9 protein-coding genes are annotated in these 16,071 nt (G+C 62.3%); all 9 read right to left on the bottom strand.

Features of this window, described 5'->3' with window-relative positions:
- Nucleotides 1-125 precede the first annotated feature (125 nt).
- Nucleotides 126-695, bottom strand: a complete 570-nt coding sequence (locus tag AB4061_RS17735) for a hypothetical protein (RefSeq protein WP_441635983.1) — start codon at nucleotides 693-695, stop codon at nucleotides 126-128.
- Nucleotides 696-822: 127 nt separating this feature from the next.
- Entirely contained in the window at nucleotides 823-1,170 is a 348-nt protein-coding gene (locus AB4061_RS17740; RefSeq protein ID WP_441635985.1) for a DUF596 domain-containing protein, read from the bottom strand.
- Between the two features lie 238 nt (nucleotides 1,171-1,408).
- Nucleotides 1,409-1,903 (bottom strand): Imm63 family immunity protein, encoded by a 495-nt coding sequence (locus AB4061_RS17745; RefSeq protein ID WP_441635987.1) that lies wholly within the window; start codon nucleotides 1,901-1,903, stop codon nucleotides 1,409-1,411.
- Nucleotides 1,904-2,085: 182 nt separating this feature from the next.
- A complete protein-coding gene (locus AB4061_RS17750; protein ID WP_441635989.1) occupies nucleotides 2,086-2,487 on the bottom strand; it encodes a hypothetical protein in 402 nt (133 codons plus the stop codon).
- 114 nt (nucleotides 2,488-2,601) lie between these two features.
- Entirely contained in the window at nucleotides 2,602-2,862 is a 261-nt protein-coding gene (locus AB4061_RS17755; protein ID WP_441635991.1) for a colicin immunity domain-containing protein, read from the bottom strand.
- 378 nt (nucleotides 2,863-3,240) lie between these two features.
- Complete coding sequence (gene imm2, locus AB4061_RS17760) at nucleotides 3,241-3,531, bottom strand: Imm2 family immunity protein (RefSeq protein ID WP_441635993.1); 291 nt, start codon at nucleotides 3,529-3,531, stop codon at nucleotides 3,241-3,243.
- A gap of 191 nt (nucleotides 3,532-3,722) precedes the next feature.
- A complete protein-coding gene (locus AB4061_RS17765; protein WP_441635995.1) occupies nucleotides 3,723-4,265 on the bottom strand; it encodes a hypothetical protein in 543 nt (180 codons plus the stop codon).
- A 33-nt stretch (nucleotides 4,266-4,298) separates the two neighbouring features.
- On the bottom strand, nucleotides 4,299-4,580 hold the full coding sequence (locus tag AB4061_RS17770; protein ID WP_441635997.1) for a hypothetical protein: 282 nt from the start codon (nucleotides 4,578-4,580) through the stop codon (nucleotides 4,299-4,301).
- Nucleotides 4,581-5,040: 460 nt separating this feature from the next.
- Nucleotides 5,041-16,056, bottom strand: coding sequence for a hemagglutinin repeat-containing protein (locus AB4061_RS17775; RefSeq protein WP_441635999.1), 11,016 nt, complete (start codon nucleotides 16,054-16,056; stop codon nucleotides 5,041-5,043).
- Nucleotides 16,057-16,071: the final 15 nt, after the last annotated feature.

Here is a 16,071-nt window from a genome sequence, read left to right on the forward strand (position 1 = left end):
ATATTTGCTTGCTGACAACCCCGGGAAATGCACTCCCGGATACGACGTCCGGCCAAGGTGTCGCGCGTTCTGCGTTACGCACAAAGCCCGCGCCCCCAGCCCGACGAGAAAACAAACGCAGAGCGCTACTCCACGCTGGCCGGAGCAACCGCAGAAGCCGGCGCGGCTTCCGCCGCCACCTCGGCAGCCTCCTTAGGCGGCGCCTCCTCCTTGATCACATAGGACGGATCGGCAACCCAACGCCCCAGATCCTTCCCGATGGCAACGGCGGTACGGTCAAGGATGGAGCACGTCCCCTTGAAGCCGCCCCACATCCCACCCACCGACCACCGGTTGATCTTGGTATTGCGGATCACCTTGCCGCCTTCAAGTAGATCGGCAGTCACAGTGATAGCTTTAGGGCCAGTCCAGGCACCGCCGCCAACACCAAGGATGTGGGTGATTTGCAGCCGGAGCACCTGCGCCCCGTTGGCATCGCCCGTGGACGCGACCGTGCCGTCGCCGCTCTTGTTCCGCTTGCGCAGTACATCGCCGACGCGGGTCGTCAGCATGTTCTCGATCTGGCATTCGGACTTGACCTGGTCGACTACGCTGGCGCCCGGAGCGTAGGTGACTGGGGTTTCCAGGAGGACTGGGCTGGCTGCGAAAGCGGTGGTGGTGGAAAGGCAAAAACCGATTAAGAACAGATTCTTCATGATTTTATTTTTAAAAAAATTAAATTTAATACAAATCTATATTCTGGCGTCTGATAACGATCGGCATACTCAAAGATCCGCGCACCGGAAAATCGAAATTACCCGCGAAGAATGCTACATACCTCATCTAGGTCCATATTTCGTTGCCTACGTCATCTATCCAGACGGCTCCTCCTGGGCAGTCGTCTGAGAAAAACCATATCGCAAGCCCGGTATTCTTTTCCAATTCCGCCTCACTCGTTGGAAAAGACTCGCGAAACCTCCTCACTATTTTATTTGAATCGCCCTCCAAAATCCGATCCTTCTTTCCCAGCTTAACTATTCCGTTTTCTAGAAACTTCTCCAATAGCCACAAGAATGCCTCTCTTGCCACGTTGAAATCCCCATAATCCTGCCGCACGCATAGCCATACGGCATCGAGCGCCATCCCTTCTGTAAGATCTGCGATTTCCTGCCGGCGCTCATCTTCGAACATGGTAAATATTAATCCTCCGCAGTCACGTCGCCCTCTTGCTCAATTTCTGGCCCCAATTGGCTAAGTACGTAGAAACTCCTGCATCAAGCGGGATTCAAACGACCTATCGGGATCCGTATTATCCATAACGACCAAATAACTGCACTCACGCGCCTCAACCCAGGCTTCGGAAAAATTCCAACTTAATCACTGGATAAAATACCCTGTAGCTCCTTGGCCGAGTATTTTTCCTGACTAGTTAGTAGGCATCGACGAACGGGTGTCCCGCTAAAATCCTGGCCACTTCCACAGCCTCTCTCCTTTCCCAATTTTCATCGATCGCATGCAGTAATTCCTGTTTCTTGGCAAAAGCGATTCGTCTAGGGTCCCGGCCTGGGACCCGATTTTGCAACTCGTACCTAAACGCAACGTTCGAACAAACACCCTCAAAAAACCAGAAGAGGATATCGCCCAAGTTTCGAGAGTTTTTCCTCGTGAACTCGTACCCTCTCTCCGAGATCACGAAGTAATACTCCTCGCCGAGGATCTCGATATGAGGGCTACCATCGCCGACTGGAACTGTCGGCAGACTCAGGAGCTCCCGAGGAATGGCAGCTCTTGCCCCGTATTCATAAATGCGGTCTTGCAAGTTAGCTGCGCTAACCATCACCGAATGCTCCTTAAGATGACCATTCTCAACGTTCACTTTCTGGCTTGGTAAAATCGGCAGGATCTTTGCCTCTCCACCAATCATTGGTTACGCCGCAACCATTACTCTTCGGATAATTTTACTCCGGGGCCGTGCGGCCGTTCAATCTGGCCTCACAGTAGCGATTCGCAGTAAAAATTAGCATTATTTCCTAAGCCATCGTCTAGATCCGAGAATGTCCCGTTTCGATCGCAGCGCGCACCCGCCGATAAATTGCTTAAATTACATCAGCTCGATGCATTCAGCCATTCCAAACCGGATAAAATCCTTTCTTTAATCGTCTTTGCATCCTCGATGACCCCATGGTCATTATCCAACAGCACAGTTTCAGGATCACTTAGATCCAGAACGAATTTAGTAGAAAATTCCATTCCACCGTCACGCCCCTCAACCAAAATAAAGCAAGGATCTGAAACTCGCTCCTTCAACCGGTCCATTTCCTCTTTGTTATAGCAGCCTATCCCGATATCAACAGCTTGAATAGCGATCCAACCATCCCGCACACCACCCGGCTCCTCGACGACATATCGCTCACTAGATTCTCGTCGCATCCGACCAATATTCTTGATAAAGTCGCCGACACAATCAGGGAGAATCGAGGAATCGACGATTAGTAGGAATGTGTACATCAACGAATTCCCGATGAATTGCTGTGCGCCACCCTAGTATTTTTACGCCCGCCCGGGAGAGGGCATAGGGCGTGGCATCGAAAACCACTACCTTTTCCAGCAGTTAATCCATCGTTACTTTTTTATCAGCCTGGCGACTTCGGACCTAAGCATCTCATCGTCAAATTCATACTCCTCCCTTGAATCATCTGAGTTATATAAGTCCGCAGCACAAAAAATGCTTGAGAGACGTTCATTTAGAGGCCCTGGGTCTCGCCGAAGAACATCGCCATCGCGCTCTATTTTCCACAGTTCCATATAGGCCTCCGCAAAAACTTCAGCAGACAGCCTTCCAGCCACGAAGGATTCTGCAAATTCTAAAATGGTAATACTCATCGAAATACACCATTTTTAATAAAATTATCGAACTGCGAAGTCCCTGAAGCCTGTAGGCCTCCACCGCCCGCATATTTCGGCGCAACCCATGTCGCCGATCTGCCAACACACTCCAATCAGACGATTGAGCATCGCTCGGCGTAGTCGGAAATTTCTCCACCTCATCATTCGGAGCGCGAGGCACTCTCGCTGATACCTTTGGCCTTCCGTACCGCTTGCAGCCAGTTTTTCCAGGCTGCAGGATCGGCTGGGCCATACCCACCCTCCCATATCTGCCAAGAGAGGGACCCGAGCATTCCCCCGAGTTCATCCGATTATGCGACAACGCCCGATTACTGCAGAATAATGAACACCACCAGACCAGAACCGACGTACATTTCAAAAAATTCCCAGAATCTTAATGTCACTATTGAGCTCCTCCGCCTCACCCGGCGGAATATTTTCAAGCAATTCAGACAAATCATTATTCGAAAATATGTCTGCAATAGCCATACGATGATATGCTTTTGCTCGTTCCGATCCGCGCCCGGCATCAAGAACAAGAGTTAACACCTCAAGCATCAGTCTTTCTATTGGAAGATCAAAAGAATTATCTAATTCATCATAAGCATACCCTACCTCGCTCTCGCCCTCTACCCACGGGTTTTTTGATGAAACTTGGACCTGCAATAGCTGTAATAAAGAGAAAAAATCTGCGCTCTCATCACGCTATAAGAAACACGATCTTCCATCACTGCTCCCTTCTTGATCGGCGGCCCTTTGTGGACTCCAATCCTCCCTTGAATTAGGACGTCCAAAATGAATAGACTGAACGGGCACTCGCCTCCGAATCCGTCAAACGATATAACGAGGGAATTACCTTACAGTTGCTTACTTGAAAATACCGATCGAACATGCGAAACCAACCCCAAAAGATCGGCGTAGGCTATCGGTCCAAACTCCGGATAGTTCAGCGCCATATATTGACCAACCACCATGCCAGCATCGAGAGCGATTTTCCGAGATTCAGATGTTCTCTTTGGATAGATAACCCAGTTTGTTGTTCCCGGAAACATTTCTCGCGAGTGTCCTTCCATGACCCACTCAATCTCTCCGCTGTATGTTTCTACCGCGAATCTAAGTCTATGAATTACTTCCGGATCTTCATTCTCAAATCGAAAGCTAGTATAAGGCGGCATCGCCGACCTATCTTCCATCTTCGGTTGCTGACCTCTAAATTGAATTTCTGGATATCTAGATTCTGTTTTTTGCCAAGCGAGTTGACCGAGTTTTTCAATAAAATCAAGCAACTCTCGCCCTTGCTTTATATCTCCGGATCCCATTACTTCCGCCCCTGCTCGCCCTTCACTTTCTGCACATCGAATATCTTGCCGATAGCCTGATTGGCGTTGACCTTGATCCATCTCTGATTATCTGGATGTAACTGCCGATTTTGGCTATTGACTCTTGCGCATCGACTCTTCTATTTCGCGCTCAAGTTCTGGCGTAATCGGATCGTCCATCGATAACTCCACGAGTTCCTTACAACCAACTTTTGGAAGCATTGCGCAAAGCCGATCGAATACGTCTACTTCAATCAGCCCCCATTCCAATAAACCAGATAGATAACCATGCCAGATCAGCGTAACTATCTCAGTTGCTCCACGCCATCCAAGTTGACGTTCTATCCTTTCGCGCAACTCACTTTCCGTCGGATACCCATTAATCATAGCTGTCATTTCGGCAACCTCGGAGCGTACGTTGTTCCCTGAGAAGTAATCTTGACAACGGACCGGACTCCGGGATGTACGTTATCTCGACATAGGCTCATCTACTGCACCTATGATCTTCTTTGCCAAGCGGCCCCACCTGGACAGCTAGGGGAAAAGAACCAAAGACCCCCATCCATCTCGCCATCGGTCTTAGGAAATGCCTCAAGGAATCTCCGGACTTGATCGCTTATGTCCCCGCCGATTGAAGATTGAGTCCCCAACCTTATCAAGACAATGCGCCCTTCCCTCAATAGGCGCTCCAATACCCACAGAAATGCGTCCCGTCGATCCTCAAATGTGCGGAGATCAAGGGGCAAGAATGGGCTACCAAATGGCTTCGAGAAATAGTCCCATATGGCATCGAGCTCCATGTCCTCGCATCCATCAGCAATAAAGTCGTACTGCGCATCCGACAGCATGAATCCTCCTACTTGAATTTGATTTCGATACGTGGCCGAGGAACAACCGCCTGGATCGATGGATTATTGATGACGTCCACAGTCCACCTAGCCTGATTTCCACTTGTACCCACCGTTGAGCTTGAAACAGATCTTAAGTTGATCGTCGTGCCGTCAGCCAGCGTCGTCGTCCAAACCTGAGGCGGGTTACCCTTCGGGCTCAATGGCACCCCGCCAGTCAGGTCATCAACGAATGCGCGCGCTTGGGACTCAAGCTGCGTATTCGGCAAACGGCTAGTGTCAAACACCTTCGTAGTACCAGCCTTGTTGCTATCCGCAGTTGCAGTGTATCTTTTGCCATTCAGCGAAATCTCGTTCACGGGGCTGGTCTTGTCAAAAAGATCTGCGACGCCGCTCATGCGGCCTTGCTGCCCGCCGCCGGCTGACGTGCCACCAGAATTAGCCGGCTTACGGCCCGCGGTCGCACCGGCAATCGCACCTCCTCCGGTACCGAAGGAGGCACCGGACACCATCGTAGTGTCTAGTGCGTCGACAAGAGTACCCTTAGTAACGGCGTTCTCTAGAGCAATCTGTACTTGCTCTGCACGTCTCAACGCTGAGAACTCATCCGTTTTGTTCTGCGAACCTAGGTTTGTCAGATAACTCTCGCAAGACGACACGCCACCGCACAAGAAGGCTGCGTCATTCCGGTCAAAACCACCACCACGCCGCGCCTCCAGGCTGACGTCTTTGCAGAGCGTCGGGTCACTACAACTTTGCGCGTCGGCATGCTGTTGCTGGTCGACGTTCTGGTACTTGCTAACGGTTCGGGTAACGCAAGTGGCTTCGCCTTGGCATTTCAGGAGCTCCTTAGCCAGGGCATCCTTCTGCTCATGGTTCAGGTAGTTATTCTCCGTCGCCACCTTCCCAATATTCGCACCCGCAGCGACATCAGCAACCGACCCGCCTGCCGCGCCACCCGCCACCCCACCAACAACCAGCCCAGCCAACTGCACCAACGCCTTACGATCGTTCTCACTCAGGCCCGGCTGATCGAGGAGCGCCTTACCAAAAGCCTCCATTGCCAGCGAGGCCGCCGCTCCACCTGCTGCGCCCGCAGCGAAGCTGCCACCCGCCGCCTGGGCAAGCAGACCGCCCACCAGAGCGTGAACAGCGGCCTTGGTGCCGGGCGAGGAGCCCACCAGCATGTCACCGATCTTGTCATAAACCATCGGCGCCAACTGCTGCACCAGTTCGGCCCGGACCTTGTTCTCCTCCTGCAGCTCCTTTACGTTCTTCGCATCAAAAATCTTATCGAGAGCCTGGTTAGCGCCATCCGTATCCCGATTCAAGCTGGCAAGCACTTCTTCCACCGTCTTGCCAGTCTTCTCCTTCTGCGCCTCGGCATTGGTAATGGTCACCGTGCCATTGGCAATAGCGCTCCTGGTAGTGCCGGCGGCATTGCCTTCGATCGGCTTTTGCGCATTGCCTGCTGCCGTGGCTGCCAGGGAGTTGACGCCGTTCTGCAGCAAGTTCCCGTTGCCCCACTCGGTGTGCGCTTTGATCAGGGTGTCGCCGTCTTTGACGTCGGGCATGCTCTTGCCGACGGCGAAGCTGCCGGCAATGGTGGAAGAACTACTGCTGTACTCCGCCTTGTTCTCAATATCGCTAGTGGTCAGCGTGCCGGTGGTGAGGCTGTTCTTGCCAGCGTCTGCCGTGCTGGCCAGCACCGCGCCCTTCAGGTCCGTGTTCTCCTTGACGTTGACCTGGAACCCGCCATTGCCCGCGTAGATGCCGCTTTGCTCCCTGACCGAGTTGTAGGTGCTGTCGGTGTTGCCKCTCGATACACTGACGCTGCCGCTGACCGTGGTGCCGTAGCAGATCGGGGGCACGCACAGGCTGGCCTGGAAGCCGGATGACGATTCGCGGCTGTGGTAGTTGTCGGTGTCTTGCCGGCTTTCCACATTGAGGTTGCGCCCCACGTCTGCCCGCACGGTGTCGCCGGTAACTTGTGCGCCCTTGAGGTTGGTGTCGCGCCCGCTGGTGATGGTGAGCTGGTCGCTGGCGCTGACATGGCTGTTGTGGTTGGTGACGGAGTCGCCGTCGCCCTTGGCCTTGTTCTGGCTGGCGGCGAGTTCGAGCGTGAAGCCGTTTTGCTGTCCGCCAAGTGCCAGCCCCACGCCGATGCTGGCGTTGCTGCCGCCGCTCTTGCTGCTTTGGCTGGCGGTGTCTTGCGTGCTTTCCAGGTTGACGTCGCGGGCGGCGCTGAGGGTGACGGTTTTGCCGTCGATCTGTACGCCGCGCCCGGTGATGTCGCCGTCGGCGGCGTAGCCGTTGGCGTCCTCGCCGCCGGAGCCGGCGGCGACGATGGTGACGGCGTTGCCGGCCTTGACGGTGGTGCCTTGGTTGGCGCTGGCCTGGCTGCGGGATTCGGACTCGGAGCTGCCGCCGCCGATGCTGACGGTGGCTTTGATCAGCGCGGTGCCGCCGGTGCCGCCGCTGGCGAGGTCCCGGACAGTGCTGACGCCGTTGGCGACCGCGAGCGCGGCCTGCGCCGCGTAGAGCCCGCGCAGACGGTCGTTCTTGCTGTCTTCCATGCCGCGGGCGGCGTTCTCGATGGTTTGCGCGGCGGTCACCGCGTAGCCGGACAGGGCGAGCGTGACGCCGTACTGGCTGGTTTTGTCGACCTGGTGGCTGTTTGCGGTGTCCTTGCCGGGGTCAAGCACCACGTTCTTGCCGATCAGCGTGACGTCTTTCCCGGCGGCGATGTCGGCGCCGCGTGCGGTGAGGTCGTCCTTGGCGCTGATGGTGACGTTGCCGCTCTGGCTGACCACCTGGCTGCGGATGGTGTTCTCGGTGGTCTGCGCCGTGTCCAGGTGGTGGGATTCGGTGCGGATGCCGACGGTGCCGGTGTAGCCGGTGCCGCCCAGGTCGCCAATCTGGCGGCTGCTGCTGTCGGTGCGCTTGGTCTTGCTGTCCTGGCCGGAGAGGATGTCGACCTTGCCTTGCAGCGCGGCTAGCGTGAGGTCGCCTTCGGCGGACAGGCCGCTGCCGGCGATGGTGATGTCGCCGCTGCGGGCCTTGACGGCGACGGTGTTGCCGGTGACCACCGTGGCGTTTTGCCGGGTGGCGCTGGCATCGCCGCTGGCGCTGGCTTTCTGGTTGCCATACGGCAGCATGGTGACGCCGCCGTTGTTGGGTCCGCCGCCGACAAAGCGGCCGATGTCGCCAAGCGATGGCGCGGCGGTGCTCAGGCTCCAGCCGCTGCTGCTGGAGCTGGTGGCTTCGCGGTAGCTGTCGGTGGAGGCTTGCAGCAGGACGTCGCGCTGGGCGTCGAGGATGGCGGCGGCGCCGGCGCTGACGGTGCTGCCGGCGATCAGGATATTGCCGTCGGTGGCTTTGCCGTTGGCGTCCTTGTCGCCGTTGCCGGTGGCGCGCAGGCGGATATCGCCGGCGGCGGTGAGCTGGCTGCCCTTCTGGGAGATCGATTCGGTCTCCACCTGGCTGCTGCTGCGGTTGCTGCCAAAGGTGATGCCAACCTGCGGCGCGGTGAAGGCGGCGGCGCCGAGTTCATTGAGCGTTTGCTTGGCGCGGGTGACGGCGCTGGGGTTGCGCTGGATGTCCTGGAGGTTGCGCGCCGTGTCGAGCGGCGTGCCGGTGAGCGCCATGGACAGGCCGCTGGAGCGGCTGCTCTGGCTGCTTTCCTGGCTGATGTGGTCCACGCCGGCCAGCACGGCGATGTTCTGCGCCTGGATGTCGATATGGCCGGCGGTGGTGTTGCCTTCCTTGCGCCCGGCGATCAGGTCGCTGCCGAGGATGGTGGCGTCGCGCCCGGCGCTGATGGTGACATTGCCGTTGGTGGCGCCCACGGTGCTGCGCGCATCGCTCTGGGTGACGGCAAGTGCGTGCCCGGCGCTGTTGGCCTGGTTGCTGCCTGCCGAGACGCCGATGCCGCCCTTGCCGGCAAAGGCGGAGAGGCCGGAGGATTTCTGCTCGTGCGCGTAGCTTTCTTCCCGGGTGTTCTGGCCGGCGGTGATCAGCACGTTGCCTTTGGTGGCGGCCAGTGACACGCCGTCGGTGGCGGCGATGCCGCTCTGGCGCACGGTGAGATCGTTGCCGGCAGTCACGCGCACGGTGTCGCCGCTGACCAGGCTGCCGACGCCAAGGTCGGCATGGCTGCTGGTCTGGTCGTGGCTGGAGCTGCGTGAGAGCAGGCCGCTGCTTCTGCTGCGGCCGTCGTAGCTGGCGTCGTGCACTTCCCGGGCTTCGCCGATGGTGATGTCCTGGGTGGCGACGATGCTGACGCCGGAGCCGCTCATGCCGCTCATGCCGCTCATGCCGCTCACGCCGCTCACGCCGGGCTTGCCGGCGCTGACTTCCGAGCCGGTCAGCGTGACGCTGCCCGTGCCTGTGACCGGCGCGGCGGTGATGCCGTTGGCTTCCAGCAGGCCGGCTGCCAGCGTTGTTTGCCCGGCTGCCAGGGTGGCGCTGGTGCCGCCTTGGACGGTGCTGCCGCGCACGGTTTCGTCATAGGCGGACTGCGTGTAGGACGCGCCCTTGCCGCCCAGCGAGCCTTCGCTGTGGGCGGTGGTGTCCTTGAGCGCCGTGACGGTGAGATCCCGCCCGGCGATCAGGGAGACATCGCCGCCCGCCCCCACCTTGGACCCCGCCAGCGCGGCGTCGCGCCCGGCCACCGCCACCACATTGCCGCCTGCCTGCACCGTGCTGCCGGCCACCGTGCTGGTCTTGTCGTGGGAATAGCTTTGCCCGCCGCGCGAGACGGCGTCCTGCGTGGTGCCGAGGGTGAGCGCGCCAATGGTGAGGTCGCGGCCGGCGCCGATCAGTGCGCCCTTGCCGGCTTCGAGCACGGCGCCACTGAGGGAGACGTCGCGCCCGGCCAGCACCACGGCGTTGCCGGTTGCCGAAATGGCCGCAACCGCGGCCACGCCCGTGGCGCCCGCGCTGTAGCCGTTGGGCCCGATCGTGCGAACTTCCGTGACGGTCTGCGTTTCGTTGACCACATCGCGCCCGGCTTGCACCAGGATGTCCTGGCCGCCGATGCGCCCGCCCAGGTTGCGTACGTCCTGCAGCGCCTGTACCACGGTGGTGCCGGTGGTGTCGCCAATGGCGCCGCGGTTGACGATGTTGTTGCCAAGCACCTGTGTGGCGACGTCGCCGACGATGCGGCCGCTGTTGTTGACGTTGCCGGTGGCGTTGAGCGCCACGCTGTTGCCGGTGACAAGCGCACCGGTGCTGTTGAGGTCGACGGCGTTGGACTGCGCCAGGTAGACCTTGGGCACCAGCACCGATTGATGCGTGCCGTCGGGCAGCGTCACGTCTTGCGCTACCAGCCAGACCATGTCGGTGGTGAGCTGGCGCATCTGGTCGTCGGACAGGCCTACGCCGGGGGACAGGCCGAAGGATTTGGCGTAGGTCACGCCGCTGTTCATCAGGGCTTGGTATTCCTTCAACTGGTCGGTGTAGCCGGCCAGGAAGGTGCGGCCGGTTAGTGCCGTGACCTGGTCGCGGACGAGCTTTTCTTCATAGAAGCCGTCGCCGAGGCGCTTTTGCACCTGCTGCGGGTCCAGGCCGAGCGCGCCCAGCATGTAGTCGCTGGAGAGGAAGGCCTTGTACTGGGTGAAGCGTGAGTCGGTCTCGATCAGGTAGGGCGTGGCCGGGGCCGGGCGCAGCGTGAACAGGCCGTTGACGGGCAGCGTCAGGTTGGGAATGCCGCCGGCGGCGGTGCCGAGCGTCTGCGGGCGGCTGGTGGTGCCGGTGGCGGCGGCGACGGGGCCGGCGCCGAGGGTTGGCGCGGCGCCGGCCGTGCCCGCGACACTGCCAAGCTGCGTGCCGGAGGCGCTGCCGCCGGCCACGCCGCTGGCAGTGACGGTCTGGCCGACGCGGTTGACGGAGCCGACGGTGATGTCCTGCGCGGTGGTCTGCACCGCCTGGTTGGCGGTGGCAAGGGCCGGCAGCGCGGCGACCGTGGTGGGCGCCTGGGGCGTGGTCGGATACGGCACCGTTTGCGTATCGCTGTTGCCGCCTGATTTCTGGTGCCAGTAGAAGGTGGAGGTGTCGGTGGTGCTGACCGTCTGCTGGAGCACCGTGCCAACGTCCTGTACCCCGCCGCCGGCGGCGCGCCGGGACAGATTGCCGCCGGCGGCCATGATGGACGACTGGTTCAGGATGCTGCCACCGTCGCTGTTGATGCGGATCGAGCCCTGGGCCTGGACCCGGGCTGCCGCGGTGGCGCTGACCAGACGGTCGGTGGCAACGGTGGTGACGGTGGTGCGGGAGGTCTCGCTGTAGTCGTGAACGTCCGGGCCGAGGTCGTAGCGCACGCGCACCTGGTCCGGGCGGAGGTGCTTGGCGGGATCCCAGTCGGGCCAGAAGGTGATCCTGTAGGTGGTGCCGGTGTCCTGGATGTCCTGGTAGTACTGGGTGGGGTTGGTGGCAAACGGGCGCCCGCCCGGACCGTCTCCGCCGGTGCAGCCGTTGTCGTTGCAGATCGGGCCGCTGTAGCCGCCGTAGGTCTCGAAGGGCGGCTCCGTAAAGGAAAGCGTCTTGGCCGTGGTATTGAGATTGACCACGTTGGTCTTTGGCACTTCCAGGGTGACCGGGGCGCGCAGCGCGTTGACCATGTCCCCGCTGATGCTTGCCGCCGTAGCGCGCCAGGTCCATCCGGGGAACGTGGCACTCATGTGACCGTTGGTTTCTCCGTCACCCAGCCCGGCGAGCCAGAGCGAGAGCGTCTGCGTCGTCGTGGTCTGCGGCGTGCCCGCCTCCGTGACGATGCTGGTACGCGTGTTGTTGACCGTGCGCGCGGCGATGTCGATATCGCCGTCTGCCTCAATCGTTGCCGAGCGGTTGTTGAGCACGCCGACCTGGTTGGCCAGCATGCCGGTGCCCGGGTCGCGCGTGCCGTCGCGGGCGATCTGCAGGTTGCCGGCGCTGTAGATCAGCGCGCCGTCCAGGTTGGAGACGGAGTTTGACGCATGGATCTTGAGGTCCTGCGCGGCGGCGATGACGGCGGCCGGGCCGGTGTTGCTCACGTCCGCTGCCCGCACCTGCACGGTGTTGCCGATCACGGCGCCGGTGTTGGCCAGTGCGCCGCTGATGGTGTTGACGGCATTGCCTTCGATGCGTCCGGCGTTGGTGATGGTGCCGTCGGCCTGGACGGTGGTGGCCTGCGAATTGATGCCGGCGCCGGCGGCGTTGTTCACATTGGCGCCGCGCACGGCCAGGCTGCCGCCGGCCGCCAGCGTGCCGGTGTTGGTTACCGCGCCGCTGGCACGGAGTTGCAGGTCGCCGTCGGCGCGCAGCTTGTTGGCGGCGTCGTTGAGATAGTCGCCCGCTACGTTGAGCGAGAGGTTGCGCCCCGCCGTCATCTCGCCGCTGCCGCTGACGGTGCCGCCGAGGCTGGATACGCCCACGTCCTGGTTGGCGCGTACCGCGCCGCCCTGGTTTGTCATGGACGCCAGGGTGAGCTGCACGTTGGTGCCGCCAAGCACGTTGCCGCCTTCATTGGCGAGCTTGGCACTGGCCTGGTTGAGGGTCAGGCCCTTGGCGCCGTAGATCCTGCCGCCGCGATTGTCCACACTGCGGGTCACGCCCAGCGTGAGCGCGCCGGCCGCGGCAATCTGCGCGCCGGTTGCGTTGACGAGATCGGTGGCGGCGAGGGTCACGTCGCCGTTGCCGCCGAGTGTGCCGCTGGTGTTGTCCAGCACGCCGGCGGCGGTGATGGTGGTGGCGCCGTCGCCCGCGTTGGCAAGGCGCCCGCCGTGGTTGTCGATGCCGGATGCGGAGACGGTGGCCTTGCCGTGCGCACCGTTGGCGGTGAGCGTGCCGCCGGCGTTGCTCAGCGTGCCACCGGCAGCGACCGACAAATCACCGCTGGTCTGCGCCGTGCCGCCGGTGTTGTCCACCTGGCCCTGGCTGGTGAGCGACAGGCCGGACTGCCCGTAGAGCGTGCCCTGGCGGTTGACCAGGTCTGCGCCCGTGGTAGTAACACTGGCGGCGCCTTGCGCGGACAGGTTGCCCCGGGTGTTGTCCAGCGAGGCCGCCTGGACGGCGAGTGTGCCGTTGCTCTGGATGGCGCCGGCTGTATTGCCCAGCGCGCCCCGGCTCGTCAGCGCCAGGGCGCCGTCTCCGGCGTGCGCGATGCGCCCGCCGTCATTGGCCAGCGACTGCGCGTCCACCGTCAGGTTCTTGCCGTTGGTAGCCAGCGTGCCCGCGGTGTTGTCGAAGGCGCCACCCGCGTTGATGACCGTATTGGCCTTGCCGAACTGGTTGATGGCGCCGCCGTTGTTGGACAAATTGCCCGTGGTGCGGATGCCGGCCTGGTCGCCGTCGATGCGGCCGGCGGCGTTGTCCAGCGACGCCGCCGACAGGTCGACGATGCCACCGGACAGGATGCCCTGGCGATTGCTGGCCGCGCCCGACACAGTGGCCGTGAGCGCTTCGCCCGCCGTGATGCTGCCCTGGCCGTTGTCCAGCGACTGTGCATCCAGGCTGGCATCGCCCTTGGCGGTGATCTGTGCATGATTGGCCAGCGTGCCGGCTGCCAGCTCCACCCTGCCGTTGCCGCCGATCCGGCCCGCATTGGCGTTGACCAAGGCTTGCTGCGCCTGGACCCGGGTCAAGCCGTCGCCCGCATTGACGATGCGCCCGGCGGTGTTGTCTACGCTCGCGGCGGCAAGCGACAGTGCGCCGTGCGTGCCGGCGGCYTCGATCCGGCCGGCCGTGTTAGTCACCGCGCCGGCGGCCCGCAGGTCCAGCGCGCCGTTGGTCTGGATGGTGCCCGCGGCATTGCCCAGCGCGCCACGGCTGGTCACGGCCAGCGTGCCGTCGCCCGCGTGCGCGACGCGGCCACTGTCGTTGGACAGCGACTGCGCGTCCACCGCCAGGTTCTTGCCGTTGGTGGCCAGCGTGCCCGAGGTGTTGTCCAGGACGCCACCCGCACTGATGCTGGTGTCGGCCTTGCCGAACTGGTTGATGGCGCCGCCGCGGTTGGCCAGGCCGCCCGCCGTGCGGATGCCAACCAGATCGCCTTCGATGCGGCCCGTGGTGTTGTCGAGCGAGCCCGCCGTCAGATTGAGCGTGGCGCCCGACATCGTGCCCTGGCGATTGCTGGCCGCGCCCGCCACGGTGGCCGTGAGCGCATCGCCCGCCGCCACACTGCCCCGGTTGTTGTCCAGCGACCCGGCGTCCAGGCTGGCGTTGGCCTGCGCATTGATCTCGCCGGCATTGGCCAGCGCGCCGGCCTTCAGCCGCACAGTGCCGTTGCCGCCGATCACGCCGCCCTTGGCGCCGCTGGCCGTGGTGCCGGTGGCATTGGCCAGCATGCCCGTGGTGGTGACAGACAGGCCGTCTGCATTGAGCGAGGCCAGGCGGCCCGCGCTGTTGTCCAACGAGCCGGCGTTGACGGCGAGCGCGCCGCCCGATTGCAACTCACCTTGCTGATTGTTGACGGCGCCGGCCGACTGCAGCGTGGCTGCGCCCTGCGCCAGTATCCGTCCGCCCTGGTTGGAGACGCTGCTGGCCGTGATGGTGGTGCCCTGGCTGGTCAACTGTCCCCGGTCGTTGACGAGCGCCCCGCTGGCATTGGCACTGAGCGCCCCGCCCGCCTGGCTGCTGGCGCCGCTCAGGTTGATGTCGCCCGCGCTGGCGGCCAGGCTGAGGTTGCCCAGCGCCGCGTTCTGGCTGCCGGCGAGCTGCAGCGCCGTGCCCTGCAGGCTGGCATTGCCGCCCGCAAGGTGCTTGCCGCTGGCCGACAGCGTGCCGGCCGCCACCACGCTCAGGTCCGCCTGCTGGCCGATCGCGCCGTCGCCATTGACGCCCGCGCCCAACGTGCCGCTGGAGACCACGCTGCCCGCATTGACGCGCAAGCCCTGCTGCGCCGCCAGCGTGCCGCTGTTGCTCAGCACGCCCGCGGTATCGAGCGAAACCGCCTGTGCGCCGTAGGTGGTGCCGCTGTTCTCCACGCCACCGCGCGCGGCGATGGCGAGGTTGCCGGTGGCGCTGGTCTTGCCGGCGAGTTCCAGCCGGCCTTGCGCGCTGAGCGTCAGGTCGCCGGCCTGCGCGGCCAGCACGCCGCGGTTGCTGACGCCCACGCCAGCCTCGGTGCCGACCAGCAGGATCTTGTTGGCGTACATGCCGCCTAGCTGGCTCACATCGATGCCGATGCCCGGCGCGGGACCGGTCCCGGCAATGGGCGTGGCGGCCAGCGTGGCGCGGTCCACCTGGCTGGCGCCGGCGATGACGTTGAGGTTGTTGGCATAGATGGCCGCGTTGGCGGTGACGCTGCGGGCGATCAGGTCTACCTGGTCGACGTTGCCGGCGTTCAGCCCGGCGCCCTGCACCGAGATCTGGCCGCCGGTGACGCGGAAGGCGTCGAGGCTGCCGGTGCCGCCATACACGGGCACGCCGGTGGTCAGTGTGGCGCGGCTGGTATTGATGAAGCCACCACCGTCCACCATGATGCCGTTGGGGTTGGCTACCACCACTTCAGCCCGGCCGCCGGCCACTTCCAGGTAGCCGCGCAACTGGCTGGGCAGCGCGCTGGTGACCTGGTTGACGATGATGCGCGCGTTCTGGCCCGGCAGCAGGTTGGGGTTGCCGTTGACGAAACCGGCTTGCTGGGTCGAGACGATGGTGGGCGAGTTGTTGAGGATCGCGCCGCCCTTGGGCACGTCGAACTGGGTGTAGGCGTTGGTGGACACGCCCGCGCCCGAGGGCCGCGTGATGTTGACTTGCGCAAGGCCGTTGCTGGTCTGGATCACGCCGGGACGGTTGGCGCCGGCATTGGGGTCCGCCACGATCTGGGCCGTGGCCGGGGCAGCCAGCCCAAGCAGGGCAAGCGAGGCAGAGGAGGCAAACGAAGCAAAGCGCGCGCGCGGCATGGCTGGCAGCGCGGCCGCCATCGATGCCATCGATGCAATAGCTGCCCGGCCTTGCCCTGCCCGGCGGCTGCGCCGTTGCGCGCGTGCGCCGCCTTGCTGTCCTTTTCCGATGCTGGCGGCCGATTCTTCAACGGCGACCAGCATCCCGCGATGCCTGCT

The organism is Cupriavidus sp. YAF13 (assembly GCF_052113425.1).
In the GTDB taxonomy this organism is placed as follows: Bacteria; Pseudomonadota; Gammaproteobacteria; order Burkholderiales; family Burkholderiaceae; genus Cupriavidus.